This window comes from Comamonas sp. JC664 (assembly GCF_042647185.1).
In genome coordinates this window covers 1-24,576 of sequence record NZ_JBHRUZ010000025.1, presented here as the reverse complement: position 1 = coordinate 24,576, position 24,576 = coordinate 1, and the positions used below count along the sequence as shown (strand labels likewise).

General features: G+C 63.9%; 12 protein-coding genes and 12 pseudogenes. 11 read left to right on the top strand and 13 right to left on the bottom strand.

The annotated features are described in order from the left end of the window. Positions 1-462 precede the first annotated feature (462 nt). The 3 genes and pseudogenes from ACFODQ_RS03920 to argF all read left to right on the top strand — a co-directional run bounded on the left by ACFODQ_RS03920 (position 463) and on the right by argF (position 2,567). A pseudogene (locus ACFODQ_RS03920) lies at positions 463-1,380 on the top strand (aminotransferase class III-fold pyridoxal phosphate-dependent enzyme). Further along, positions 1,287-1,517, top strand: a complete 231-nt coding sequence (locus ACFODQ_RS03915) for an aminotransferase class III-fold pyridoxal phosphate-dependent enzyme (RefSeq protein ID WP_377015193.1) — start codon at positions 1,287-1,289, stop codon at positions 1,515-1,517. Before ACFODQ_RS03920 ends, ACFODQ_RS03915 begins: the two are co-directional and overlap by 94 nt. A 131-nt stretch (positions 1,518-1,648) precedes the next feature. Beyond that, positions 1,649-2,567 (top strand): annotated as a pseudogene (argF, locus tag ACFODQ_RS03910) (ornithine carbamoyltransferase). Positions 2,568-2,687: 120 nt separating this feature from the next. Here argF and ahpF read toward each other — a convergent pair. Next, positions 2,688-4,259, bottom strand: coding sequence for an alkyl hydroperoxide reductase subunit F (gene ahpF / locus ACFODQ_RS03905; protein WP_260719069.1), 1,572 nt, complete (start codon positions 4,257-4,259; stop codon positions 2,688-2,690). 121 nt (positions 4,260-4,380) lie between these two features. Further along, positions 4,381-4,944 carry an alkyl hydroperoxide reductase subunit C gene (gene ahpC, locus ACFODQ_RS03900; RefSeq protein ID WP_377015190.1) on the bottom strand — a complete coding sequence of 188 codons (564 nt, stop codon included), beginning with the start codon at positions 4,942-4,944 and terminating at the stop codon, positions 4,381-4,383. A gap of 410 nt (positions 4,945-5,354) precedes the next feature. Between ahpC and bfr the strand changes: the two genes are divergently transcribed. Together bfr and ACFODQ_RS03890 are read left to right on the top strand one after the other, a co-directional pair. Further along, entirely contained in the window at positions 5,355-5,831 is a 477-nt protein-coding gene (gene bfr, locus ACFODQ_RS03895; RefSeq protein ID WP_116927314.1) for a bacterioferritin, read from the top strand. 435 nt (positions 5,832-6,266) lie between these two features. Further along, positions 6,267-8,402 (top strand): annotated as a pseudogene (locus tag ACFODQ_RS03890) (TonB-dependent siderophore receptor). A 107-nt stretch (positions 8,403-8,509) separates the two neighbouring features. On the opposite strand, the pseudogene ACFODQ_RS03885 reads toward ACFODQ_RS03890, so the two are convergent. The 6 genes and pseudogenes from ACFODQ_RS03885 to ACFODQ_RS03860 form a co-directional block, all read right to left on the bottom strand. Beyond that, positions 8,510-9,483 (bottom strand): annotated as a pseudogene (locus ACFODQ_RS03885) (alpha-E domain-containing protein). A 54-nt stretch (positions 9,484-9,537) separates the two neighbouring features. Beyond that, positions 9,538-11,021, bottom strand: a pseudogene (locus ACFODQ_RS03880) (circularly permuted type 2 ATP-grasp protein). 59 nt (positions 11,022-11,080) lie between these two features. Next, a complete protein-coding gene (locus ACFODQ_RS03875) occupies positions 11,081-11,743 on the bottom strand; it encodes a ComEC/Rec2 family competence protein (RefSeq protein WP_377015195.1) in 663 nt (220 codons plus the stop codon). A 59-nt stretch (positions 11,744-11,802) separates the two neighbouring features. Further along, positions 11,803-11,955 (bottom strand): annotated as a pseudogene (locus ACFODQ_RS03870) (hypothetical protein); the annotation flags it as partial. A gap of 179 nt (positions 11,956-12,134) precedes the next feature. Continuing rightward, positions 12,135-13,587: pseudogene (locus tag ACFODQ_RS03865) on the bottom strand (ComEC/Rec2 family competence protein); the annotation flags it as partial. Continuing rightward, positions 13,569-13,769 (bottom strand): hypothetical protein, encoded by a 201-nt coding sequence (locus ACFODQ_RS03860; RefSeq protein WP_377015187.1) that lies wholly within the window; start codon positions 13,767-13,769, stop codon positions 13,569-13,571. The gene ACFODQ_RS03860 and the pseudogene ACFODQ_RS03865, both read right to left, overlap by 19 nt. 148 nt (positions 13,770-13,917) lie before the next feature. Between ACFODQ_RS03860 and ACFODQ_RS03855 the strand changes: the two are divergent. The 5 genes and pseudogenes from ACFODQ_RS03855 (at position 13,918) to ACFODQ_RS03835 (ending at position 16,238) form a co-directional block, all read left to right on the top strand. Beyond that, positions 13,918-14,378, top strand: a pseudogene (locus ACFODQ_RS03855) (RidA family protein). Between the two features lie 124 nt (positions 14,379-14,502). Then, entirely contained in the window at positions 14,503-14,964 is a 462-nt protein-coding gene (locus tag ACFODQ_RS03850) for a RidA family protein (protein ID WP_116927256.1), read from the top strand. A gap of 209 nt (positions 14,965-15,173) precedes the next feature. After that, complete coding sequence (locus ACFODQ_RS03845; protein WP_377015183.1) at positions 15,174-15,443, top strand: hypothetical protein; 270 nt, start codon at positions 15,174-15,176, stop codon at positions 15,441-15,443. Between the two features lie 46 nt (positions 15,444-15,489). Further along, positions 15,490-16,110 carry an MBL fold metallo-hydrolase gene (locus ACFODQ_RS03840; RefSeq protein ID WP_377015180.1) on the top strand — a complete coding sequence of 207 codons (621 nt, stop codon included), beginning with the start codon at positions 15,490-15,492 and terminating at the stop codon, positions 16,108-16,110. After that, positions 16,107-16,238: a hypothetical protein gene (locus ACFODQ_RS03835; RefSeq protein WP_377015178.1), complete on the top strand. Its 132-nt coding sequence runs from the start codon at positions 16,107-16,109 to the stop codon at positions 16,236-16,238. The genes ACFODQ_RS03840 and ACFODQ_RS03835 overlap by 4 nt, the downstream gene beginning before the upstream one ends. A 38-nt stretch (positions 16,239-16,276) precedes the next feature. Here the strand turns inward: ACFODQ_RS03835 and ACFODQ_RS03830 are convergent. The 3 genes and pseudogenes from ACFODQ_RS03830 to ACFODQ_RS03820 all read right to left on the bottom strand — a co-directional run bounded on the left by ACFODQ_RS03830 (position 16,277) and on the right by ACFODQ_RS03820 (position 18,842). Then, positions 16,277-17,254, bottom strand: a pseudogene (locus ACFODQ_RS03830) (Bug family tripartite tricarboxylate transporter substrate binding protein). A 118-nt stretch (positions 17,255-17,372) separates the two neighbouring features. After that, on the bottom strand, positions 17,373-17,918 hold the full coding sequence (locus ACFODQ_RS03825) for an amidase family protein (RefSeq protein ID WP_377015176.1): 546 nt from the start codon (positions 17,916-17,918) through the stop codon (positions 17,373-17,375). Positions 17,919-18,110: 192 nt separating this feature from the next. Beyond that, on the bottom strand, positions 18,111-18,842 hold the full coding sequence (locus ACFODQ_RS03820) for an amidase family protein (protein WP_377015174.1): 732 nt from the start codon (positions 18,840-18,842) through the stop codon (positions 18,111-18,113). 139 nt (positions 18,843-18,981) lie between these two features. On the opposite strand from ACFODQ_RS03820, the pseudogene ACFODQ_RS03815 reads away from it, so the two are divergent. Further along, positions 18,982-19,862: pseudogene (locus ACFODQ_RS03815) on the top strand (LysR family transcriptional regulator). A gap of 79 nt (positions 19,863-19,941) precedes the next feature. Here ACFODQ_RS03815 and parC read toward each other — a convergent pair. After that, a pseudogene (gene parC, locus ACFODQ_RS03810) lies at positions 19,942-22,243 on the bottom strand (DNA topoisomerase IV subunit A). Between the two features lie 146 nt (positions 22,244-22,389). Then, positions 22,390-24,369 (bottom strand): annotated as a pseudogene (locus tag ACFODQ_RS03805) (DNA topoisomerase IV subunit B). Positions 24,370-24,576: the final 207 nt, after the last annotated feature.

Sequence of the window (24,576 nt, the reverse complement as noted above, 5' to 3'; positions counted from 1 at the left end):
GGGGCGCCCAGCCGCGCAATACCGCAGCAATAGCCCAGCTATTGCGAGGATTTGCAACAACGCAGACCGCCCCTGCCCGGGCGGCCGCAAAGCCACTGTCCCTACGGGTTGGAGTGAAATCGGGCGATTTCTGCGCGCTGGCCTTGCTTGCACCCCGGTGCAAGCTGCGGACCAGCCCTTCGAACTCATCCCGGTTGCACTCCAACGCGGCTGCGTAGAGACTTTGACCAGGTTCTTAGCGCTGCGTAGTCTAGCCTGCCGAGATTGGGCCTCGCCCGCGCTCTGGCTCCACTGCGATTCTGTGATGCGCATTCTTCACTAGTCTGTCGCTACGCAGCCCCTAGAATGGGACTTCCGCTGGTGCCATGCCATAGGGGCGTTGGGCCATGGCGGATTTTTTGATTCTGTTTCTTTTTTCGGAATTTCCATGCAAGACACCGTCAAGCCTCTGAGCCCCATGTGATGACTACCTATGGCCGCGTGCCGGTCGCACTGGAGCGAGGCCAGGGCGTGCGTGTGTGGGATGTCAACGGCAAGGAATACCTCGATGCGCTGGGCGGCATCGCCGTCAACACGCTGGGCCACAACCACGGCAAGCTGGTCGCGCGCTGCACGACCAGATGACCAAGTTGATCCACACCAGCAACTACTACTATGTGCCCGGCCAGGAAAAGCTCGCAGCCCTGCTGGTCGAACGCTCGAAGATGACAATGTCTTTTTCTGCTCCACCGGTCTGGAGCGAACGAGGCATCGATCAAGATCGCGCGCAAGTACGGCGTGGACAAGGGCATCGAAAAGCCGGTGATCGTCGTGTTCGACCATGCCTTCCATGGCCGCTCGATTGCCACGATGAGCGCTACTGCCAACCCCAAGGTTCGCAACGGCTTTGGCCCGCTGCTCGACGGTTTTCTGCGCGTGCCGGCCAATGACTTCGTCGCGCTGCAGGAAGCGACCGAAGGCAACTCCAATATTGTCGGCGTGATGATGGAGCCCATCCAGGGCGAAGGCGGCCTGCACCCAATGCGCGCCGACTTCATGAAGCAAGTGCGTGCGCTGTGCGACGCCAAGGACTGGCTGTTCATTGTCGATGAAATCCAGGCCGGCATGGGCCGCACCGGCAAGTGGTTTGCCCACCAGTGGGCCGGCATCGTGCCCGATGTGATGTCGCTGGCCAAGGGCCTGGGCTCGGGCGTGCCAGTCGGCGCGGTCGTCGCCGGCCCCAAGGCGGCCAAGTGCTGCTGCAGCCAGGCAACCACGGCACCACCTTTGGCGGCAACCCGCTGGCCATGCGCGCCGGTGTGGAAACCATTGCCATCATGGAAGAAGAAGGCCTGCTGGCCAATGCCACCAAGGTGGGCGACTACCTCCAGGCCGCGCTGAACGAGGCGCTGGCGGGCACGCCCGGCTTTGTCGAAGTGCGCGGCCAGGGCCTGATGAACGGCGTGGAGCTGAACAAGCCCTTGCGGCGAGCTGATCACGCGCGGCGTGCAAGAAAGCCGGCCTGCTGTTCAGCGTGACCGCCGACACCGTGATCCGCATCGTGCCACCGCTGATCCTGACCGAAGCCCGAGGCCGATGAGATCGTCGCCAAGCTCGTACCGCTGGTCAAATCCTTCCTGGCAGGCCAATAAGGCCAGAAGAGAACGCAATGAAACACTATCTGCAATTCCAGGATTTCACGGCTGACGAATACGAATACCTGCTCAAGCGCGCGGCGCTGATCAAGCAGAAGTTCAAGGGCTATGTGACCCCACCACACCCTGGCCCGACCGCACCTTGGCGATGATCTTCGAGAAGGCCAGCACGCGCACGCGCGTGAGCTTTGAGGCCGGCATGTACCAGCTGGGCGGCTCGGTGGTGCACCTGACCACCGGCGACAGCCAGCTGGGCCGCGCCGAGCCCATCGAGGACAGCGCGCGCGTGATCAGCCGCATGACCGATCTGGTGATGATCCGCACCTTCGGCCAGGACAAGATCGAGCGCTTTGCAGCGCACTCGCGCGTGCCGGTCATCAATGGCCTGACCAACGATTCCATCCCTGCCAGATCCTCGCTGACATCTTCACCTTTATCGAGCACCGCGGCTCGATCCAGGGCAAGACGGTCGCCTGGGTGGGTGATGGCAACAACATGGCCACACCTGGCTGCAGGCAGCCAACCTGCTGGGCTTCAAGGTCCATGTCAGCACGCCCAGCGGCTACGGCATCGACGAGCAACTGGCCTTCAGCGGCGCGCCTACGACAAGGGCTGCTACCAGCTGTTCAGCGACCCGCAAGAGGCCTGCAAGGGCGCGGACCTGGTCACCACCGATGTGTGGACCAGCATGGGCTATGAAGAGGAAAACGAAAAGCGCAAGAAGGCCTTTGCCGACTGGTGCGTGGACCTCGACATGATGGCCGTGGCCAAGAAGGACGCCCTCTTCATGCACTGCCTGCCCGCCCACCGGGGCGAAGAGGTGCAGGCGAGGTCATCGACGGCCCGCAGTCGGTCGTCTGGGACGAGGCCGAAAACCGCATGCATGTGCAAAAGGCGTTGATGGAGTACCTCCTCATCGGCAAGCAGGGTTAAACCGCCACGCCACCGCTAGCCCTGCTTGGACTGGCTGAGCCACCTCGGCCCCTCTAGATGTAGCAATGCCCCGAACCTTGTGGTTTCGGGGCATTGTTATTTCAGCGCTGATCCGGCAGATCAGGCAGCCGGAGCCGTGGTGCGGATCAGGTGGTCAAACGCGCTCAGTGCGGCAGTCGCACCGGCACCTGCGGCGATGACGATCTGCTTGTACGGCACATTGGTGCAGTCACCAGCGGCAAACACGCCGGGCAGGTTGGTGTGGCCCTTGGCGTCGATCTCGATCTCGCCAAACGGGGTCAGCTGCACGGTATCCTTGAGCCAGCCGGTGTTGGGCAGCAGGCCGATCTGCACAAAGATGCCTTCGAGCGCGACGGTCTTGATCTCGTCGTTCGTGCGGTCCTTGTAGGTCAGGCCCGTCACCTTCTTGCCGTCACCGTTCACTTCGGTGGTCTGCGCATTCAGGATGACCGTCACATTGGGCAGGCTGCGCAGCTTGCGCTGCAGCACGGCATCGGCCTTCAGCTCGGCGGCAAACTCCAGCAAGGTCACGTGCTGGACCACACCGGCCAGGTCAATGGCCGCCTCGACACCGGAGTTGCCGCCACCGATCACCGCCACGGGCTTGCCCTTGAAGAGCGGGCCATCGCAGTGCGGGCAGTAGGTCACGCCCTTGGTGCGGTAGGTATCCTCACCGGGCACATTCATGTTGCGCCAGCGCGCGCCGGTCGACAGGATCACCGTGCGGGCCTTGAGCTTGGCACCCGACTCGGTCTCGATCTCGATCATGCCACCTTCCTGCGCTGCGGGCGTCAGGGACTTGGCAGTCTGCAGATTCATGATGTCGACTTCGTAGTCGCGGATATGGCTCTCCATCGCGGCCGCAAACTTGGGGCCATCGGTCTTGCTCACGGAGATGAAGTTCTCGATATCCACGGTGTCGAGCACCTGGCCGCCCAGACGCTCGGCGGCAATGCCGGTACGGATGCCCTTGCGTGCCGCATAAATCGCAGCGGCCGCGCCAGCGGGGCCACCGCCGACGATCAGCACATCAAAGGCGTCCTTGGCCGAAATCTTTTGCGCTTCGCGGGCTGCCGCGCCGGTATCGACCTTGGCAACGATCTCGGCGAGCTCCATGCGGCCCTGGCCAAAACGCTGGCCGTTGACGAACACGGTGGGCACGCCCATGATTTCGCGCTCTTGCACTTCCTTTTGGAACAGGCCGCCATCGATCGCGGTGTGCGTGATCTTGGGGTTGAGCACGGACATCAGGTTCAGCGCCTGCACGACGTCCGGGCAGTTGTGGCAGGACAGCGAGTAGAAGGTCTCGAAGTGCAGCGGTGTGTCGATGTTCTTGACCTGCTCGAGCAGCTCAGCGGACTCCTTCGAGGGGTGGCCGCCCACTTGCAGCAGCGCCAGCACCAGCGAGGTGAATTCATGGCCCAGCGGCACACCGGCGAAACGCACGCCGACATCGGTGCCCGGGTTGGTGATCAGGAAAGACGGCTTGCGCACATCGGCCGCATTGTCTTCGACCACCGTGATCTTGTCGTTCAGTTCTTTGATATCGGCCAGCAGCTGGCGCACTTCTTTCGACTTGTCACCGTCATCCAGGGTCGCCACCAGCTCGACGGGCTTGGTCAAGCGCTCCAGGTAGGCTTTCAGTTGGGCTTTCATGGTGTTGTCGAGCATGGGACTTCCTTCAAACTTCTCGTGGCCCGCCTGGGGCGTTGCAGCACTTTTCAAAAAACAAAGCCCGGGCGCCAGGCACCCGGGCGTCTACTACGTTGGAATTGCAGCAGTGATTAACAGCTTAGATCTTGCCAACCAGGTCCAGCGATGGAGCCAGGGTCTTTTCGCCTTCTTGCCACTTGGCAGGGCAGACTTCACCGGGGTGCGATGCCACGTACTGGGCAGCCTTGATCTTGCGCAGCAGGTCTTCTGCATTGCGGCCGATGCCTTCAGCGGTGATTTCCATCGCCTGGATCACGCCTTCTGGATCAACGATGAAGGTGGCACGGTCTGCCAGGCCTTGGCCTTCGCGCAGGCAGTCGAAGTTCTGGCTGATTTGCCAGGTTGGGTCACCCAGCATGGTGTACTTGATCTTGGCGATGGTGTCCGAGGTGTCGTGCCAGGCCTTGTGCACGAAATGGGTGTCGGTCGAGACGGAATAGACTTCCACGCCCAGCTTTTGCAGCTCAGCGTAGTGGTCGGCCACATCGCCCAGTTCGGTGGGGCAGACAAAGGTGAAGTCAGCATGGTAGAAGAAGAACACAGCCCACTTGCCCAGGACGTCTTTTTCGGTCACTTCGATGAACTTGCCATCCTTGAATGCTTGCGTCGCGAAAGGCTTGATCTTGCTGTTGAGTACGGACATGGTGGTTTCCTTTCTGTTGAGTAAAAAACGATTGACAGGAGTCAGTGTAGAAAGATCTTCATAATTGAGCAATTCAATTAATACAATCATTTAGATTTAAACAAGCTATTATTCAAGCACTGACCCAAGGCAGATAGCTATATGCGGGCTGGTGCCTATTTTGCAAGCCTGCGCAGTGCAGCACGCCTTGTTCGCTGCAACTTAGCACAGCGCCATGACAGCGCAGTTGCGCTGCAGCAAGCCGCATCATGCAAGCAAGGGACGGGCTGCGTCAAATGAGAACACGACTCAGCCTTACACGCAGCCAGAGCAAAAGCACGGGGGATAAGCACCGCGGGGTTTGGTTGCTTGACCTTTCGCAAGGACAATAGCCCCAACACCCGTTAATGACACAAGAGAAGGAGCCCACCATGAAAGGCGATCCCAAAGCCATCGGTTTTCTGCAAGCGCAGCTGAAAAACGAACTCACCGCGATCAACCAGTATTTTCTGCATTACCGCATGTACAAGCACTGGGGTCTGGACAAGCTGGCCAAGAAGGAATACGAGGAATCCATTGGCGAGATGAAGCATGCCGACTGGCTGATGGACCGCATCTTCATGCTCGACGGCCTGCCCAACCTGCAGGACCTGGGCAAGCTGCAGATCGGTGAAGACGTGCCGGAGGCACTGGCCTGTGACCTGCGCCTGGAGCAAGCCGCCCAAGCCACCATCAAGGATGGCATCGCCCACTGCGAAAGCGTGCGTGACTATGTCTCGCGCGACCTGCTGCAAAAGATCCTGGACGACACCGAAGAGCACATCGATTTTCTCGAAACCCAGCTGGACCTGATCGACAAGGTCGGCATCCAGAATTACCTGCAGTCCATCATGGGCGAGGTCGAATAAGCCCCGCCTCCAGCAACGCCACGCAAAAAGGACCTTCGGGTCCTTTTTGTTGTATCTGCCGCACAAACCTGCGTGCATTGATGGTTAAACAATAATCATTCAAAACTTCTATTACACTGCGCGTTCATCTTTCTTCGCACGCCAGCATCGTTTGTTTACCGATGCCAGCCAGCGCACCGGGTCACCCCACACTGCCATGCTGCGTGCACGACTATCCCTTCGCCTCGCGGTCTACAGGCCGCAGTTGGACGCCTTGGATGCCAGCACCTGCATCCACAGCGCAGCCTCCCTGCATGGCAGCGGTCAGGCCCGGTAAAGCTCAAGTGCTGACCCTTTCAGCGCGCCGTTTTCCGCGTTCAACACCCGATTACCATGTCTGACACCGCTATCCCAACAGCCGCGCCACGTGCGCTGCACACCGCTTTACACACGGCCATGTGGGCTGCCCTGGCCTGCTGGGGCGGCAACGCATTGGCACAAAGCACGCAACCGGTAACTGCTACGCCGGCAGAAACCACGCTCGCCCCCATCACCGTGCAAGGCGAGAGCCAATCCGAGACAGCCACCGGCCCGGTCAAAGGCTTTGTCGCCAAACGCGCCATCTCGGCCACCAAGACCGACACCCCGCTGATCGAGACCCCGCAAGCGATCAGCGTGGTGACGCGCGACCAGTTTGAAGCCCAGGGCGTGACGACCCTGCGCGAGACCACACGCTATGCAGCGGGCATCAACTCCAGCTATTTCGACAACCGCGTCGACAGCTTCAAGGCGCGCGGCGGCGATGTCAGCCAGTACCAGGATGGCCTGCTGCGCACCTATGGCACCTACAACAACATCAAGGTCGAACCCTATACCTTGGAGCGGTCGAGTTTCTGCGCGGCCCCTCTTCGGTGCTGTATGGCCAGGGCAGCGTCGGCGGCGTGCTCAACCTGACCAGCAAACGCCCGCTGGACCAGCCCCAGCGCGAGCTGCAGGTTCAGCTGGGCAGCCACAGCCGCAAGCAGATTGCCAGCGATATCACCGGCCCCATCGACGACGACGGGCGCTGGCTCTACCGCCTAGTGGCGGTGGGCCGTGACAGCAACACCCAGGTCGACCATGTCAAGGACGACCGCCTGGTCATTGCGCCGTCGCTCACTTTCAAGCCCTTTGCCGGCACCTCGCTGACCTTGCAGGCCATGTACCACAAGGACAAGAGTGGCTCGATCACCCAGTTCTTCCCCTGGCAAGGCACGCGCCTGTCCAGCCCCTACGGCCAGATTCCGACCAACACCTTCATCAGCGAGCCCAACTTTGACAAGTACGATTCCGAGAACAAGTCCTTTGGCTACCTGTTCAGCCACCAGCTGAACGACAGCTGGACCCTGCGCCAGAACCTGCGCCGCACCACCAGCGAGGTGGACTACCGCACGCTCTACACCAGCTTTGCCGCCAACGCCGCAGCGGGCCGCCCTGCCCGGCCGGTGTTCGATCCCGATGGCCGCACCGTGCAGCGCGATGCCGTCTGGCAGGTCAATGGCGGCCGCATGCTGCTGGTCGATACCCAGCTCGAAGGCAAGCTGCAGACCGGTGATGTGCAGCACACGCTGCTGGCCGGTATGGACTGGCAGCGCAATACCACCAGCCAGGCGAGCTGGCGCGCGCTGGGCACACCGCTCGATGTCTACAACCCGGTCTACGGCTCGTTCACGCCGCCCCACGGCATCGCAATTGGTGCAGGCGCCCAATGTGTCGCAGCGCCAGCTGGGCTTTTACCTGCAGGACCAGCTGCGCTGGGGCGACTGGAGCGCCACGGCGGGCCTGCGCCGCGACCATGCCAAGACCGAGACCGAAGGCCGGCCCGCAGCCGCTGCCGACGATTCGGCCTGGACCAAGCGCGTAGGCTTGACCTACCAGGCCGGCGGCGGCTGGGCGCCTTATGTCAGCTATACCGAGTCCTTCCAGCCACTGGGCGGCGTGGACTTTTACGGCACGCCCTACAAACCGCAGCGCGGCAAGCAGGTCGAAGCCGGTGTGAAGTGGATTCCCGAAGGCCGGGGCATCTCGGGCTATGCGGCTGTCTACAGCCTGCGCGAGCAAAACCGCAAGACCAATGACCCGGCCAACCCGCTCAACAGCCTGCAGCTGGGTGAAGTCAAGACCCAGGGCTTTGAAGCCGAGATGACCGCCAGCCTGGCCAAAAGCTGGGACTGGACCGTCGCCTATGCCTATACCGACGCCAAGATCAGCCGCAGCAATGCGGGCGACCAGGGCCAGCGCGTGGCTGCCGTCTCGCGCCACATGGCATCGAGCTGGCTGATGCACCGCTTTGCCAGCCAGGGGCGCGGCGGCTGGAGTGTGGGCGCGGGCATGCGCTACACCGGCTCGCAGTGGTCGGGCACCAGCGCCATCGACACGCCCTCCTCGCTGCTGACCGATGCGATGGTGGCTTATGACAGCGGTGACTGGCGCCTGGCCTTCCATGCCAACAACCTGACTGACAAGGTCGTGATCACACAGTGCCTCTCACGCGGCGACTGCTTCTACGGCGAGCGCCGCAACTTCCTGCTGACTGCGACCTACCGCTACTGATCACCACCGATCACCCTGGATCGCGGGCAGCAAAATGCCCGCGCGGTGGATGCAAAAAAGGCTGCGATGACAACCGCAGCCTTTTGCCTTTCTGGCCAGCCGGACCATCAGGCAGCCACTGGCTCCGTGGTGGCCAGAAAATCCTGGCCAATGCGGCCGCCCAGCGCATGCACGCGCTCCAGAAAGCGCACCAGGAAGGCATGCAGGCCGGTGGCCAGCAGCTCATCGATGCGGCCATACTGCAGCTCGGCCAGGAGCAGGCCGCCTGGCGCTGGGTTTCGGCCGAGTGGTCGTTGGCAACGGCCTGCAGAATCTGCACCACCTCGTACATGCTGGCATGCAAGGAGCGCGGCATGTCGCGCCGCAGGATCAGCATCTCGGCCACACGCTCGGGCGTGATCACATTGCGGTAGACCTTGCGGTAGACCTCGAAGGCCGAGACGCTGCGCAAGATCGCGCTCCAGTGGTAGAAGTCCGAGGGCTGGCTGCCCTTGCCCGGCTGGTAGGAGCCGTGGTAGTCGTTCTTGACGGCATGGAAACGCACATCCAGGAGGCGGGCCGTGTTGTCGGCCCGCTCGATGAAGGTGCCCAGGCGCAAGAACAAAAAGGCATCGTCTTGCAGCATCGTGCCCGAGACCACACCGCGCGAGAGGTGCGAGCGGTGCTTGACCCACTCGAAGAACTTGGCCGGATCGGTCTCGAACTTCTTGGCCTTGAACAGCCGGTTCATATCGAGCCAGGTCAGGTTCTGCGTCTCCCAGGCCTCGGTGGTCAAGGCGCCACGCACGGCACGCGCGTTCTCGCGCGCGGCCAGCAGGCAGCTGTAGATCGATGAGGTATTGGTCTCGTCGCGCACCATGAAGTGCAGCACCCCATCGAGGGTGATCTCGTCATGGCGCTCATAGTAGGCAGGCAGCAGCTCGCTGATGGACAGCACGCTTTGCCAGGCCTTGGTCGCTGCGGTCGCGGACTGCGGCAGCATGGAGGTCTCGTAGCTCACATTGAGCATGCGGGCTGTGTTCTCTGCCCGCTCGGTGTAGCGGGACATCCAGTAGAGGTGATCGGCGGTTCGGCTCAACATAGTGACATTCTTTCGCTAGGCAGATGGATGGCTTTCAAACAAGAACCTCCGGGTTCACTGCTGCATGCCATCCCATTCGCTGTAATCGTCCTCCGGGCCGCGCAGCACCCAGGTGTCCTTGGTGCCCCCGCCTTGCGAGGAGTTGACCACCAGCGATCCATCCTTGAGCGCCACGCGCGTGAGGCCCCGGGCACCATCTGCACCTCCTTGCCGCTCAGCACAAAGGGGCGCAGATCGATGTGGCGCGGCGCAATGCCGCTTTCCACATAGGTGGGGCTGCTCGAGAGGCTCAAAGTGGGCTGGGCGATATAGCCATGGGCTTGGCCTTGAGCACCGCGCGGAAGGCCTCGATCTCGGCGCGCGTGGAGGCCGGGCCGATCAGCATGCCGTAGCCGCCAGCGCCATGCACCTCCTTGACCACCAGCTCATCGAGGTGGTCCAGCACATAGGCCAAGTCATCGGGCTTGCGGCACATCCAGGTCGGCACGTTCTTCAGGATGGCCTCTTCGCCCAGGTAGAAGCGGATCATCGCCGGCACATAGGGGTAGACCGATTTGTCATCGGCCACGCCCGTGCCCACTGCATTGCAGATGGCCACATTGCCCTTGCGGTAGGCGCGCATCAAGCCGGCGCAACCCAGGGTGGAGCTGGAGCGGAAAACGGTGGGGTCGAGAAAGTCGTCATCGACACGGCGGTATATCACATCCACCCGCTGCAGACCCTGCGTGGTGCGCATGTAGACCACATCATCGCGCACCAGCAGGTCCTGGCCTTCGACCAGCTCCACGCCCATCTGCTGGGCGAGGAAGGCATGCTCAAAGTAGGCGCTGTTGTACATGCCCGGCGTCAGCACCACCACCGTGGGTTGTTGGCCGCCTGGTTGGGCGCACTGGCACGCAAGGTGTCGAGCAGCATATCCGGGTAATGCGCCACGGCGCCACCGCATGGCTGCTGAACAGGCTGGGAAAGAGGCGCATCATCATGCGGCGGTTTTCCAGCATGTACGACACGCCCGAAGGCACGCGCAGGTTGTCTTCGAGCACATAGTAGGTGCCGCTGCCGTCCACCTCGGCTGCGCGCACGATATCGATGCCGGCGATATGCGCATAGGTGTCCAGCGGCACATGCACGCCCCGCATCTCGGGCCGGTACTGGCTGTTGTCCAGCACCAGGTCGCGCGGAATGATGCCGGCCTTCAGAATTTCCTGGTCGTGGTAGACATCGTGGATGAAGCGGTTGAGGGCGGCCACGCGCTGCACCAGGCCCTTTTGCATCTGGGCCCATTCCTGCGAGGGGATGATGCGCGGGATCAGATCAAAGTGGAATCAGGCGCTCGGTGCCCGAGCCGTCTTCGTCCTTTTCGCCATAAACCGCAAGGTGATCCCTACGCGGCGGAATATCAGCTCGGCCTCCTCGCGCAGGGCCTGCATCTTCTCGAAGGGCTGCAGCTGCAGCCATTTGGCATAGCTTTGGTAGTGCGCTCTTTCGGCACCTGCTGCATAAGGCAGGCCCTGGTACATCTCATCGAACTTTTGCATCGCAAAATCCTTTCTGGCACCAGCAGCTTAGCAAGTTTCGCGCCACCCAAAACTAAGTACTAACCTTCATCAAGAATTAGTGCTTGATTTGTTTTGTTAATATCCAATATGCCGCTTGTCTGGCCCTGCTGGGCAGCCTGGTGGCGCCAATAGCGCGGCCGCTTTTGCCGCTCGCACAGCAGCGTCTGGGGCTGGTCGGAGCGCCAGTGCGCCGCACCGCAATGGACCGTGTTGCGCAGCACAATCTGCATCTCTTGGTAACGCTGCTGCACCCGCGCAGCCGGGTGCCTGAAGCGGTTGCGGTAGCCCGTTTGTGCCACCACCCAGCGCGGGCGCACCGCCTCCAGCAGCGGTCGCGTGGACGAGGTGTTGCTGCCGTGGTGCGGAGCCAGCATCAGATCGGCGCGCAACACCGACGGCTCGCCCGCATAGCGCTGCACCAGCGCCCCCTCCTGGGCCCGCTCAATATCGCCGGGCAACAAGGCGCTGGCCGCATGGCCGCCACGCGCGGCCGCCTCGATGCGCAGCACGCAGCTGTGGGCATTGCCCGAGCTATCCCTTGGAATGGAACTGTCTGTGGCACCCAGCTCCTGCGCCCCCGGAAACAGAACGCTGAAATGCACTCCATCCCAGGTCCACGTCTGGCCCGCAGCACAGTCTTGCCAGGGCGCTTCGGCAATGCCCAGCCGCTGGCGCTCATAGGGCAGCAGCGAGCCCAGCACGCCACCGGCCGGAGCTGCTCCGCCACCGCCTGGGCACCGCCCGTATGGTCCACATGGGCGTGGCTGAGCACCAGCAGATCGAGCCGGCCGCTGTCCAGCCCGCGCACGCCCATCGCCCGCATTGCCGGCACCACCACCCGGTCGCCTGCATTGCTGCCAGACCCGTACAACGGGCCCGCGTCATACAGCAGGCTGTGCCTGGCCGTCTGCACCACCACCGCCTGGCCCTGGCCCACATCCAGCGCCCAGAGCGCAAACGGCCATGGGGCGGCCGCAGCGGCTGCCAGAACAACGCGGGCAGCAGGCAAGGCAGGCCCAGCAGCCGCAGGCGCCAAGGCCAGGGCAGCACCAGCCAGATGCCCCCCAGCACGGCAACGAACGCTGCCCAGCCCGGCGCTGCGGCCAGCCACAACGCGGCATGGGGCCAACTGGCCAGCCACTGCAGCGCCACCATCAAGGGCTGCAGCGCCCAGGCTGCGGCCGTCCACAACGGCCGCAGCACGGCGCCCAGCAAGGCCAGCGGCGTGACCACCCAGGTCACCCAGGGGATGGCCAGCAGATTGGCCACAAAGCCGACCAGCGACACCTGGCCAAACAGCAGCAGGGACAAGGGCGTGATCGCCAGGGTCACCACCCACTGCTCGCGCAGCAGCTTGGCGGCGGCAGCGCATGCGCCGCGCAGGCCGCGCTGCGCCCTGCCCTGCTCGGGCAGCGCAGCGCTGCGGCTGCTGCCCCCTCGGTCGGATGCAAACAAGATACCGACTGCCAGAAAACTCAGCCAGAACCCCGCCTGCAGCAAGGCCATGGGCTGGGCCAGCACTACACAGACACAGGCCAGCAGCAGCGCATATGCCAGGGCCATTGCCGGCCAGTCGATGCCAGCACGGCCACCACCACCAGCATCAGCACCGTGCGCTGCGCGGGAATGCCCCAGCCGCTGAACAGCGCATAGAGCCCCGCACACAGCACCCCGCCCACAAGGCCACATGGGGTGCCGGCAGCCACAGACACAGCGCCGGGCTGCGCCGCCAGGCCATGCGGATCAGCGCCGCCGCCACCCAGGCAAACAAGGTGATATGCAGGCCCGATATCGCCATCAGATGGGCCACGCCGGTGGTGCGGAAGACGCGCCAGTCCTCGCGGTCAATCGCACGCTGCTCCCCGGTCACCAGCGCCACCAGCACGCCGGCGATGCGCGCCTGCTCTGCCGCCTGCGCCTGGCCCGGCGGGGCAAGGCGCTGCACCATCGCATCACGCACCGCCTGCCGCCAGCGCTCTACCACATGGCCTTGGCCGGAGGCCAGCAGCTGCGGCCCCTGGGCCTGGCCGTGGCGCACATAGCCCGTGGCCTGCACGCCCTGCTCCCACATCCACATCTCGTAGTCAAAACCATGCGGATTGAGGCTGCCATGGGGGGCACGCAAACGCAGCGGCAGCCGCCAGCGCTGCCCCGCCTGCAGCAGCGGAAGATCAGCGTCTGCCGACGCAGGCGGCTCGGGCGCCACACCCGAAAAAGCCCGGTGGTCGGCACGGTACCAGGACAGGTCGATCAGCGGCGGCACTGCCACCGGCGCACCCTTCTGCCCGCCTTGCCCAACCTGCCAAGCCTGCCCGGTCTTGAGCCGAAAGCGCTGGCCGCCGGTGATCGGCAAAGGCATGGCGACGATGACGCCCTCGACCTGCAGGTCTAGCCCTTCCAACGCTGGCAGCAGCTGCTTTTGCGCCTGATGGGCGGCACGCATGCCCGCCAGGCCCAAGGCCAGCGCAGCGGCAGCCAGACAGCACAGCGCGCGATCCAGCCACGGCAGCGGCCCGCGCCAGCGGCTCAGCAGCAAGCTGGCCACGCCCCCAAGAGCGCCAATGCCGCGTACTGCCAGACAGGCGCCAAGCTGGCCTGCTGCAGTTGCAGGGCCGTACCCGCCAGGATGCCCCAGAGCCAGGCCGCCGGTCGCCAGTAGCCCGCCCAGCCCGGCCCCACACTGCGCTGGACTGCCCGCTTGCAGGAAGAGGTCTCCATCATCTCCACATGCTAGGCAGCGCTGCCTGCAGGTCCGATCAGGGCTTGCCCTAGAGTTCGCCGGCGCCCCTCTCAGGCGACATGGGAAACGGCGCCCTGGCAGGGCATTTGTGCCACACTGGGCGCTTTGCCCCGCCTCCACTTTTGAAAGGACTCCATGAGCGTTTACGACAAACTCCAGGCCCTCGGCATCAGCCTGCCGCCACTGGCGGTGCCCGCTGCCGCCTATCTGCCCTATGTACAGACCGGCAACATGGTGTTTTTGAGCGGCCATATCGCCCGCAAGGATGGCAAGCCCTGGGTGGCGCAGTTTGGCCGCAACATCAACACCGAAGAAGGCAAGCTCGCAGCCCGCGCGGTGGCCATCGACCTGCTGGGCACCTTGCAGCATGCCGCCGGTGGTGATCTGAACCGTGTCAAGCGCGTGGTCAAGCTGATGAGCCTGGTCAACAGCACCGGTGACTTCACCGAGCAGCACCTGGTGACCAATGGCGCCAGTGAGTTGTTCGCCGAAGTGTTTGGCCTGAAAAGGGTGCCCATGCCCGCAGCGCCTTTGGCGTCGCCCAGATTCCGATGGGCGCCTGCGTCGAGATCGAGCTGATCGCCGAACTCGCTTGACATCTGCACCACGCGATGCGGCGCCCATGCCCTGCGGGTATGGCGCCGCATTGTTTTTGCATGCCACCGCAGTCGGCCATGCCTCTAAGATGCCTGTCTTCTACCCAGCAAGGACAACACCGGCATGAGCATCTACGACCAACTCAAAGCACTGAACATTGAACTGCCGCCCGTGCGCACACCGGCTGCGGCTTACGCACCGTTTGCACAAACCGGCCAACTGGTCTTTATCAGCGGCCACACGGCCAGCAAGAACGGCCAGCCCTGGACCGGCAAGCTAGGCAAGACCATGGACACCGCCGAAGGCCAGCAGGCAGCGCGCGCGGTCGCCATCGACCTGATGGGCACCTTACAAGCAGCAGTCGGTGGCGATCTGAACCGGGTCAAGCGCATTGTCAAGCTGATGAGCCTGGTCAACAGCACGGAAGACTTCACCGAGCAACATCTGGTCACCAACGGCGCCAGCGAATTGCTGGCCCAGGTGTTTGGTCCCGACAAGGGGGCGCATGCCCGCAGCGCCTTTGGCGTCGCCCAGGTCCCCCGGGGCGCCTGTGTCGAGATCGAACTCATCGCCGAAGTGGAATAAATCTGTTGATTAATCAATAGATTTTTCGCTAAATCCCTACAAAAGCCGCAGCCATGCGGCTTTCTTATGGGCGCCGTATCATGGCAATCGCTTACCGCATTCCCCTGCCTGATTGACACACCCCATGCAAGAGCCCCACCCCGCGTCCTCCTCCAGCAACACCACCCGCGGCAAACGGCGGCTTTCAGCGCCTGCGCAGCGGCTGGCTGGTGGCCACTGCCTGCTCATTGGTAGCCTGCGCCTCCACCCCCGACGAGGACAGCCAGCGCCGCTACCAGGCATCGCCCCAGTATTCCTCGGCCGACAAGCGCTTTCAGAACCCGCCCAACCCGGCGGCCAAGCCCCATGCCGGCGGCTTTCAGATCTGGTCGCGCTTTTTGTTTGGCGACAAGAGCGGCACCACTCCGCAGGACAGTATTCCGGTCCACACCGTCACCCGGCGCAGCTGCAAGCGCTGCCCACCGATGCCAACCATGTGATTCGGCTCGGCCACTCGTCGCACCTGCTCAAGCTCCAGGGCCAGTATTGGCTGATCGACCCGGTGTTGGTGAGCGCGTATCGCCGTTCAGCTTTATCGGCCCCAAGCGCTTCCACCCCACGCCGCTGCCCTTGCAGGACCTGCCGCCGATTGCCGGTCTCATCCTGTCGCACGACCATTACGACCACCTGGACGAGCCGACGATCCAAGTTCCTGCTGGGCAAGGTCGAGCGCTACTTTGTGCCGCTGGCCGTGGGCGCGCGCCTGCGCGACATGGGTGTGGCGTCCGAGCGCATTGTCGAGCTCGACTGGTGGCAGCAGGAGCAACACGCGGTGTCGAGGTCACCGCCACGCCCAGCCAGCATTTCTCGGGCCGCACGCTCAATGACCGCAACAGCACGCTCTGGGCATCCTGGGTGCTGCAAACCGGCGGCCAGCGCATCTACTACAGCGGCGATACCGGCTACTTTCCCGGCTTCAAGGCGATTGGCGACAAGTTTGGCGCGATGGACCTCGCGCTGATGGAAAAACGGCGCCTACGACGCCTACTGGCCCTCCGTGCACATGACACCGGAAGAAACCATCCAGGCCTTTACCGATGTGCGCGGCCAGGTGCTCTACAGCGTGCACAACAGCACCTTTGCGCTGGCCATGCACGGCTGGCGTGAGCCGCTGGACCGGCTCGCGGCGCTGGCGCAAGCAGCAGGGCATCCAACTGGCCACGCCAGAAATCGGCGAGGTGCTGACCGTGGGCCAGCCGCGCAGCAACAAGCAGTGGTGGGAAGCGCTGCGTTAAGCGCTTTTTTTCCTACGTCAGCACCGCTCGCCCAAGACTTACTCCACCTCGATCTGCGCGCGCTGCGCCACATCGCGCATCAGCGGCAGCTCGCGTACCACCCGGGCCTGCAGCGCACGGCCATTGCCCAGGCGGGCGTCAGGCCAATGCTTTCGAGCTTTTGCTGGGTAGCGGGCTGGGCCATCACATCGGCCAAGGCAGCTTCGAGCTTGGCGCGCACCGGCTCGGGCAGGCCAGCAGGCGCCAGGAACGCAAACCAGGTGCTCATGTCAAACCAGGGTAGCCGCTTTCGGCCACGGTCGGCACCTCGGGCAGCAAGGCCAGGCGCTGGGCGCCCAGCGCGGCAATCGGCTTGATCTTGCCGGCCTTGATGAGCGGCGTGGTCGCCACCACGGTGTCCACCGCCAACTGCACCTGGCCCCCCATCAACGCGGTCAGGCTCGGTGTGCTGCCGTTGAAGGGCACATGCAGCATGCGCATGCCGGTTGCCGTCTTGAGCATCTCGCCGGCAAAGTGCACCGACGAGGCCGGTCCGAAGGAGCCGTAGGAAAAGCGGTCCGGCGCCGCCTTCGATTGCGCCACCAGGTCCTGCAACGACGTGGCCTTGACGGCATTGTTCGCCACCAGCACCAGACCCATGTCAGCCACAGGCCCAGCATGCTGAAGCTGCGCATCGGGTCCATAGGGCAGCGCCTTGCGCACCACCGGGTTCATCGCCAAGGTGGAGCTGGCACCCAGAAACAAGGTATAGCCATCGGCAGCCGACTTGGCCACCTGGCCGCCCGCCACGGCCGTGCCTGCCCCCGGCCGGTTCTCCACAAACACCGACTGGCCCAGTTTGTCACTGAGCAGCGAGGCCAGCAGCCGTCCCAAATATCCGTGGCCCCGCCGGGTGCAAAAGGCACCACCAGCTTGATCGCACGGTCAGGGTAGCCATGCGCCAGCACTGGGCGCCATGCCAGGCCGGCAGCGCCTGCGGCCAGGTAGGTCAAAAAGCGGTGACGGGATATCGGCATGGACAATGGGATCTACCTTTTTTGCGGGAAAACGAGGGCAAGGGAGGGATCAGACAGGCGTTGCAGCAACGCCTTCCTGGGTGGGAGCGCAGCCTTAGAAGACGCCCGGGTCAACGATCTACAGCGTGCTGTCAGCCCAGCAAAGGGCTGCGCACCGGGCATGGCCGCTGGCCTGGTCATAGGCATGGCCGATTTGCAGCAGCGCCTTGTCCGACTGCGTGGGCCCGATGATCTGCAGGCCGGCAGGCAGCCCGTTGGGGCCAAACCCGGCCGGTACCGACAAGGCCGGCAAGCCCGCCATCGTGGCGCCCACCACCGTCTGCATCCAGCGGTGGTAGGTGTCCATGCTGCGGCCGCCCACGGCATGGGGCCAGTCCAGCTCGGCGTCGAACGGAAACACCTGCGCAGCGGGCAGCACGACAAAGTCATAGCGCTCGTACAGGCGGCGCAGCACCTCGTACCAGCTGCTGCGCACCTTGCGGCGGCATAGATATCCATGCCCGACAGCGCGCGGGCCGCGCTCCATCTCCCACAGCGCCTCGGGCTTGAGCAGCGCACGCTTTTGCGGGTCGTCATACAGCGCCGCATTGGCGCCTGCCACGCTGAAGCTGCGCAGATCAATCCAGGCGCGCCACAGCAGCTCCAGGTCAAAGTCGGGCAGCACCTCATCGACCGTGCAGCCGATGTCGGCAAAGGCGCCCAGCGCCGCGCGGCAGTCTCGAGCAGGCCCGGCTCGGTGGGCAGGTGCCCGCCCAGGTCACCCAGCCAGGCGATCTTGCGGCCCCGGAAATCGCGCTCCAGGCCCTGGCCCCAGTCCTGCGCGCCTTCGCTGCGGCGCGTGAGCGGCAAGCGCGCATCAAATGCCCGCCTGCACCGACAGCAGCAAGGCCAGATCGGGAATATCGCGTGCCATGGGCCCGGCCACGCTGAACTGCTGGAAGAACACCTCATCGCCCGGGCCATGCGGCACGCAGCCCACGGAGGTGCGCAGGCCGTAGACATTGTTGAAGGCCGCCGGCGTGCGCAGCGAGCCCATCATGTCCGAGCCATCTGCCACGGGCAGCATGCGCAAGGCCACCGCAACGGCTGCACCGCCGCTGCTGCCACCGCCCGAGCGGCTCTGGTCAAAGGCATTGCGGGTGGTGCCGTAGACCGGGTTGTAGGTGTGGCCGCCCAGGCCAAATTCCGGTGAATTGCTGCGCGCCACAAAGAGCGCTCCGCCCGCGCGCATGCGCTCAAAAATCACCGCATCGTGCTGCTGACCTGGCCCTGGAAGATCGGCGAGCCCCTTGGTGGTGACCATGCCGGCGGCCGGCGAAATGTCTTTGGCGCTGCGGAAACCGTGCAGCGGCCCGCGGCTCTTGCCCTGGGCCAGTTCGGCATCGAGCTGTGCGGCTTGGGCCAGCAGCGGCTCGCACGGCATGGGCGCGACCAGCGCATTCACCTGGGGGTTCAACCGGTCAATCTGGCCCCAGAAGGCCTGCAGCACCTCGGTGCAGGACAACTCGCGCCGCTGGATGGCTGCCGACAGCGCCACGGCGCTCAACTCGACGATGCTGTGGTCGGCAGGAACAGGCTGGGATGGCATGGAATGTATGTCTCTTGGATGTCAGAAAAATCCAGCATAGGCAATGCGGCCTATTTCGACAATCACAATTTTTTGCGGTTATCGTTGCGTTTTTTGCAAAGCAGACCATGACTCCCTCGCAGCACCTCCAGACACCGCCATCCGCTACTTTCTGGAAGTCGTGCGCAGCGGCTCGGTGAGCGAGGCCGCACTGCGCCTCAATGTCTCGGCCTCGGCCGTCAGCCGCCAGATCGCATCGCTGGAGGAAGTGCTGCAGGTGCCGCTGTTCGAGCGCCGCCCGCGCGGCATGGTCGCCAGTGCGGCCGGTGAGCTCTTGGCCACCCATGCCAAGCGCCATGCCTTGGATGCCGAGCGCGTGGTGGCCGATATCGAGGCACTGCAAGGCCTGCGCCGGGGCCAGGTGCGGGTCTGCGCATCGGCCGGCTTTGCGTTTGAGTTTTTGCCTCTCGCGATGGTCACGTTTCGCGAGCAGCACACCGGGCATGCAGTTCCAGCTGGTCTCGGCCTCGCCCGCCCAGGTGACCCAGGCGGTGCGCAATGGCGAGGCCGATGTGGGCCTGACCTACAGCCGCGCCGCCGTGCGCGATATCGATGTGCAGCACCGCCAGAATTCGCCGGTCATCCTGATCATGCCACCCGGCCACCCACTGGCCCGTTTTGCCAGCGTCAGCCTGGCGCAGATGCAGCCCACCCGCTCGCGCTGCTGGACGACGGCATACCGCGCGCCAGCTGTTTGACATTGCCAGCGGCCAGCGCGGCCTGGTGTTTGACCCGGTGCTCGAGAGCGGGCAGTTCGATGCGCTGGTGCGCTTTGTGCTGCACGGCGGCGGGCTCACCCTGGGCGGCGAGGTCACCGTGCGCGAGTATGTGCGCCGGGGCCTGCTGCACACCGTGCCCATCCGCGAGCGCGGCATGCATGCGCGCTCCATCGAGCTGCAAACGCTGACGGGCCGCAACCTGCCCCGGGGCGTGCGCGCTTTTGTCGACCATCTGCGGGCGCTGTTGCCCGCGCCGCGCTGATCGGCGCTGCAACGGCGGGCCATGAAAAAGCCCTGCCGGGCAATGCCGGGCAGGGCTTGGTCGTGCATGACCGCGCGCTTTATTCGACGCGGAACACGGCGCTGGGCTTGAAGCCCAGGTCTGCGAGCTTGCCCTTCTTGGCGCGTCCGGCCTTGGCGTTGTTGAGCTGCGGATCTCAAGGGTTTCCTCACGGGCCTTGCCGCCGCGCCCCAAGCCTTCGATGCGGATGCTGCGCGTGTAGACGGCCACACCGGCCAAGCGGTCCTTGTCTTCCAGGTCAATGAGCTTGAGCCCCTTGCCGCCCTTGGCCATGTGGTTGAGCTCGCCGATCTCGAAGGTGAGGATGCGGCCACCCACCGAGGCGCAGGCCACGTGGCTGGCATCGGCCAGCGGCTGGCTACCGCTGCTGCCCGAGATATGCGAGGGGGCGCAGAGCGTGTCGCCCTCGTCCAGGCTGACAAAGGCCTTGCCGCCCTTTTGGCGTGAGACCATGTTTTCCACCAAGGCCGTGAAGCCATACCCCGCGCTGATGCCAGCAAAAATGGGCCCGACAGCGGACCGGCAAAGTAGTACTGGATCTGGGTGCCCGCTTCCAGCTCCATCAAGGTGGTCACCGGGCTGGCCATCACCGCGGCCGCCGGGCAGGTTGGCCACGGCGACCGAGTAGACCCGGCCGTTGCTGCCAAAGACCAGCAGCTGGTCGACCGTGCGGCATTCAAAGGTGCCATAGAGGCTGTCACCCGATTTGAAGCTGAAGCTGTCGGCCGCATGGCCGTGGCCGGTACGCGCGCGCAACCCAGCTTTTTCCGACACGACGACGGTGACCGGCTCATCGACCACCTTGACTTCGGCAACCGCCTTTTTCTCTTCCTGGATCAAGGTGCGGCGCGCATCGGCGAACTGCTTGGCGTCCGCTTCGATCTCCTTGACCATCAGGCGCTTGAGCGAGGCGGGGTTGGCCAGAATGTCTTCGAGCTTGCCCTGCTCTGCGCGCAGCTCGCTCAGCTCCCTGCTCGATCTTGATCGCTTCCAAGCGGGCGAGCTGGCGCAGGCGGATTTCCAGGATGTCGTCGGCCTGGCGCTCGCTCAGGTCAAAGCGCGCCATCAGCGCGGCCTTGGGCTCGTCGCTGGCGCGGATGATGGCGATCACCTCGTCGATATTGAGCAGAATGGTCTGCCGGCCTTCCAGGATATGGATGCGGTCGAGCACCTTGGCGAGCCGGTGCTCGGAGCGGCGCGTGATCGTCGTCTGGCGAACTCGATCCACTCTTCCAGCATCAGGCCGCAGCGACTTTTGCGTGGGCTTGCCGTCGATGCCGATCATCGTCAGGTTGACCGACGAGGAGCTCTCCAGGCTGGTGTGCGCCATGCAGGCAGGTGATCAGCTCGGACTGCGGCGTCTTGCCGGTCTTGGGCTCGAACACCAGGCGCACGGCCGCATCCTTGCTCGACTCGTCGCGCACCACATCGAGCAATGACAGCACCGTGGCCTTGAGCTGGCTTTGCTCCTGGGTCAAGGTCTTCTTGCCGGTCTTGATCTTGGGGTTGGTCAGGTCCTCGATCTCTTTCGAGTACCTTTTGCGAGGAAACGCCCGGCGGCAGCTCGTTGACGACCAGCTGCCACTGGCCACGCGCCAGCTCTTCGATGGTCCAGCGCGCACGCACCTTGATCGAGCCGCGCCCCGTACGGTAGGCGTCGGCAATGTCCTTGTCGCTGCTGATGATCTGGCCGCCACCGGGAAGTCCGGGCCGGGATGATCTGCTGCAGGTCGAAGTCGGTCATCGCCGGCTTCTTGATCAGCGCCACGCAGGCATCGGCCACCTCGCGCAGGTTGTGGCTGGGGATTTCGGTGGCAAGCCCACCGCAATGCCGCTGGCGCCGTTGAGCAGCGAGAACGGCAGGCGCGCCGGCAGCTGGCTGGGCTCCTGGGTGGAGCCGTCGTAGTTGGGCACAAAGTCCACCGTGCCCATGTCGATCTCGTCGAGCAGCAGGCTGGTGATCTTGGACAGGCGCGCCTCGGTATAACGCATGGCCGCTGCGCCATCGCCATCGCGGCTGCCAAAGTTGCCCTGGCCGTCGATCAGCGGGTAGCGCTGGGCAAAGTCCTGGGCCATGCGCACCAGCGCGTCATAGGCCGATTGGTCGCCATGGCGGGTGAAAGCGGCCCAGCACATCACCAACGACACGGGCGCTTTTGACCGGCTTGGCCGCCGTCGCGCGGTTGGGGCCGCTGTAGCCCAGGCCCATGCGCTCCATTCGCAAACAGGATGCGTCGCTGCACGGGCTTCAAGCCATCGCAGACGTCTGGCAGTGCGCGGCCCTTGACCACCGACAGCGCATATTCCAGATAGGCGCGCTGCGCGTAATTGCCCAGGTCCAGGCTGTCGCCGTCCTCGGCACCGGGTTGGACAGCAGGTCCTGACCGTTCTCTTCACTCATAGGGGTTCAGCTTTCTTTGCTTGTGGCACGGCTGCGCGCGGCTGGCTTGGGTTCGATTGTTTATTCAGCGGCGTGGGCAGCAGGACATCAGATATCAATTTCGACCTCGTGGCCGTGCAGCTCCATCATGTCGCGGCGGGCCGCAGCCTCGCCCTTGCCCATCAGCTGGGTCATGACCTCACGGGTTTGCAGCACATCGGTCTGGCTCAGACGCACCGGCAGCAGGCGGCGGGTGTCCGGTTCAGCGTGGTTTCCCACAGCTGCTCGGCATTCATCTCGCCCAGGCCCTTGAAGCGGCTGACCTGGCATTTCTCGCGCGGCACACCATCCTTGGCGGCCTTGTCGAAGATGGCATGCATCTCGGCCTCGTCGAGCGCATAGACCTTGGCCGCAGGCATTTTTGCCCCGGGCAGGAATATCGACGCGAAACAGCGGCGGCCGCGCCACACAGACATGGCCCTTGTCGATGAGCTGCGGGAAATGCTTGAAGAACAGGGTCAGCAGCAGCACCTGGATGTGCGAGCCGTCCACGTCGGCATCGCTCAGGATGCAGAATCATGCCGTTAGCGCAGAACGCTCAGGTCCACCTCGTCATCGGGGCCATGCGGGTCCACGCCAATGGCTACGAGATATCGTGGATTTCGGTATTGGCAAAACAGGCGGTCGCGGTCCACTTCCCAGGTGTTGAGTACCTTGCCGCGCAGCGGCAGGATGGCCTGGGTTACTTGTCGCGGCCCATCTTGGCGCTGCCTCCGGCCGAATCACCCTCGACCAGAAACACCTCGTTATAGGCCAGGTCGCGGCTTTCACAATCGGTCAGCTTGCCGGGCAAACACGGCCCACGCCGCTGCCCTTGCGCTTTTCCACCTTCTGGCCGGCGCGCTGGCGCGTCTGCGCCGCCTTGATCGCGATCCTCGGCGAGATTCTTGCCGTATTCGACGTTCTGGTTGAGCCACAGCTCCAGCGCTGGCCAGCACCATGCCCGAGACCAGGCGTACGGCATCGCGCGAGTTCAGGCGCTCCTTGATCTGGCCCTGGAAAACTGGGGATCGAGCACCTTGGCCGAGAGCACATAGCTGGCACGGGCAAACACATCCTCGGGCAATCAGCTTGACGCCCTTGGGCAGCAAACGAGTGCAGCTCGATAAAGCTCTTCACGGCCTGGAACAGGCCATCACGCAGCCCGCTTTCATGCGTGCGCCCGCCGTGGTCGGGATCAGGTTGACAATAGCTCTCGCGCACCGGCTGGCCTTCATCGGTAAAAGGCCACGCACCACGATGCCCTTCGCCCTCGGCAAAATGGTCATCGCTGCGGCCGGCAAAACCCTCGCCTCGAACACGGGGATGATCGGGTCGACCGGCAGGGTCTGCAGCAGGTAGTCCTTGAGGCCCACCCTTGTACTGCCAGGTCTGCGTCTCGCGGCTCTTGTCCTGCGTCAGCTGCACGCTCACGCCGGGCATCAGCACGGCCTTGCTCCGCACAGGTGTACCAGCTCGCCCATCGGCAGGTGGCAGGATTCGAAATACTTGGCATCGGGCCAGACGCGCACCGTCGTGCCATGCTTGCGGTCCCCGCTGACCATCGCGCGCACCTGCAGAGGCACGACCACATCGCCACCGGCAAAGGCCATCGTGGCGACCGAGCCATCGCGGTGCACCGTCACCTCCATGCGGGTGGCCAAGGCGTTGGTCACCGAAACCCCCACGCATGCAGACCGCCCAAGAAGCTGTAGGCGCCGCCCTGGCCCTTGTCGAACTTGCCGCCCGCGTGCAGGCGGGTGAACACCAGCTCCACCACCGGCGCATGCTCTTCGGGGTGCATGCCAAACGGAATGCCGGCCATCGTCCTCGACACTGATGGAGCCATCGGTGTGCAGATAGACGCGGATCTTCTTGCCAAAGCCGGCGAGGGCCTCGTCGGCCGCGTTGTCGATCACCTCCTGGATGATGTGCAGCGGATTGTCGGTACTGGTATACATGCCCGGGCGCTGCTTACCGGCTCAAGCCCTTGTGAACCCGTATCGAGCCCTCTGCGTATTCACTGGTAGACGTGTTTTTGCTTGCCAAAACTTTCCATTCTAGCGGATGCCATTGTAAATAGCTGTATAGATAAACAGGTGGAACTTGTTGACGATTCACGACGCTTGGCCGCAAAAGCCTGCAATGGGCTTGGACAGCCACCGGGCAATATGCGGGCGACAGCCGGTTTTTGGCGTTGGAGTAACAATTTCTAGAACGTGCTTACGATCTCCCCGCGCGTAGAGACCGCAATCT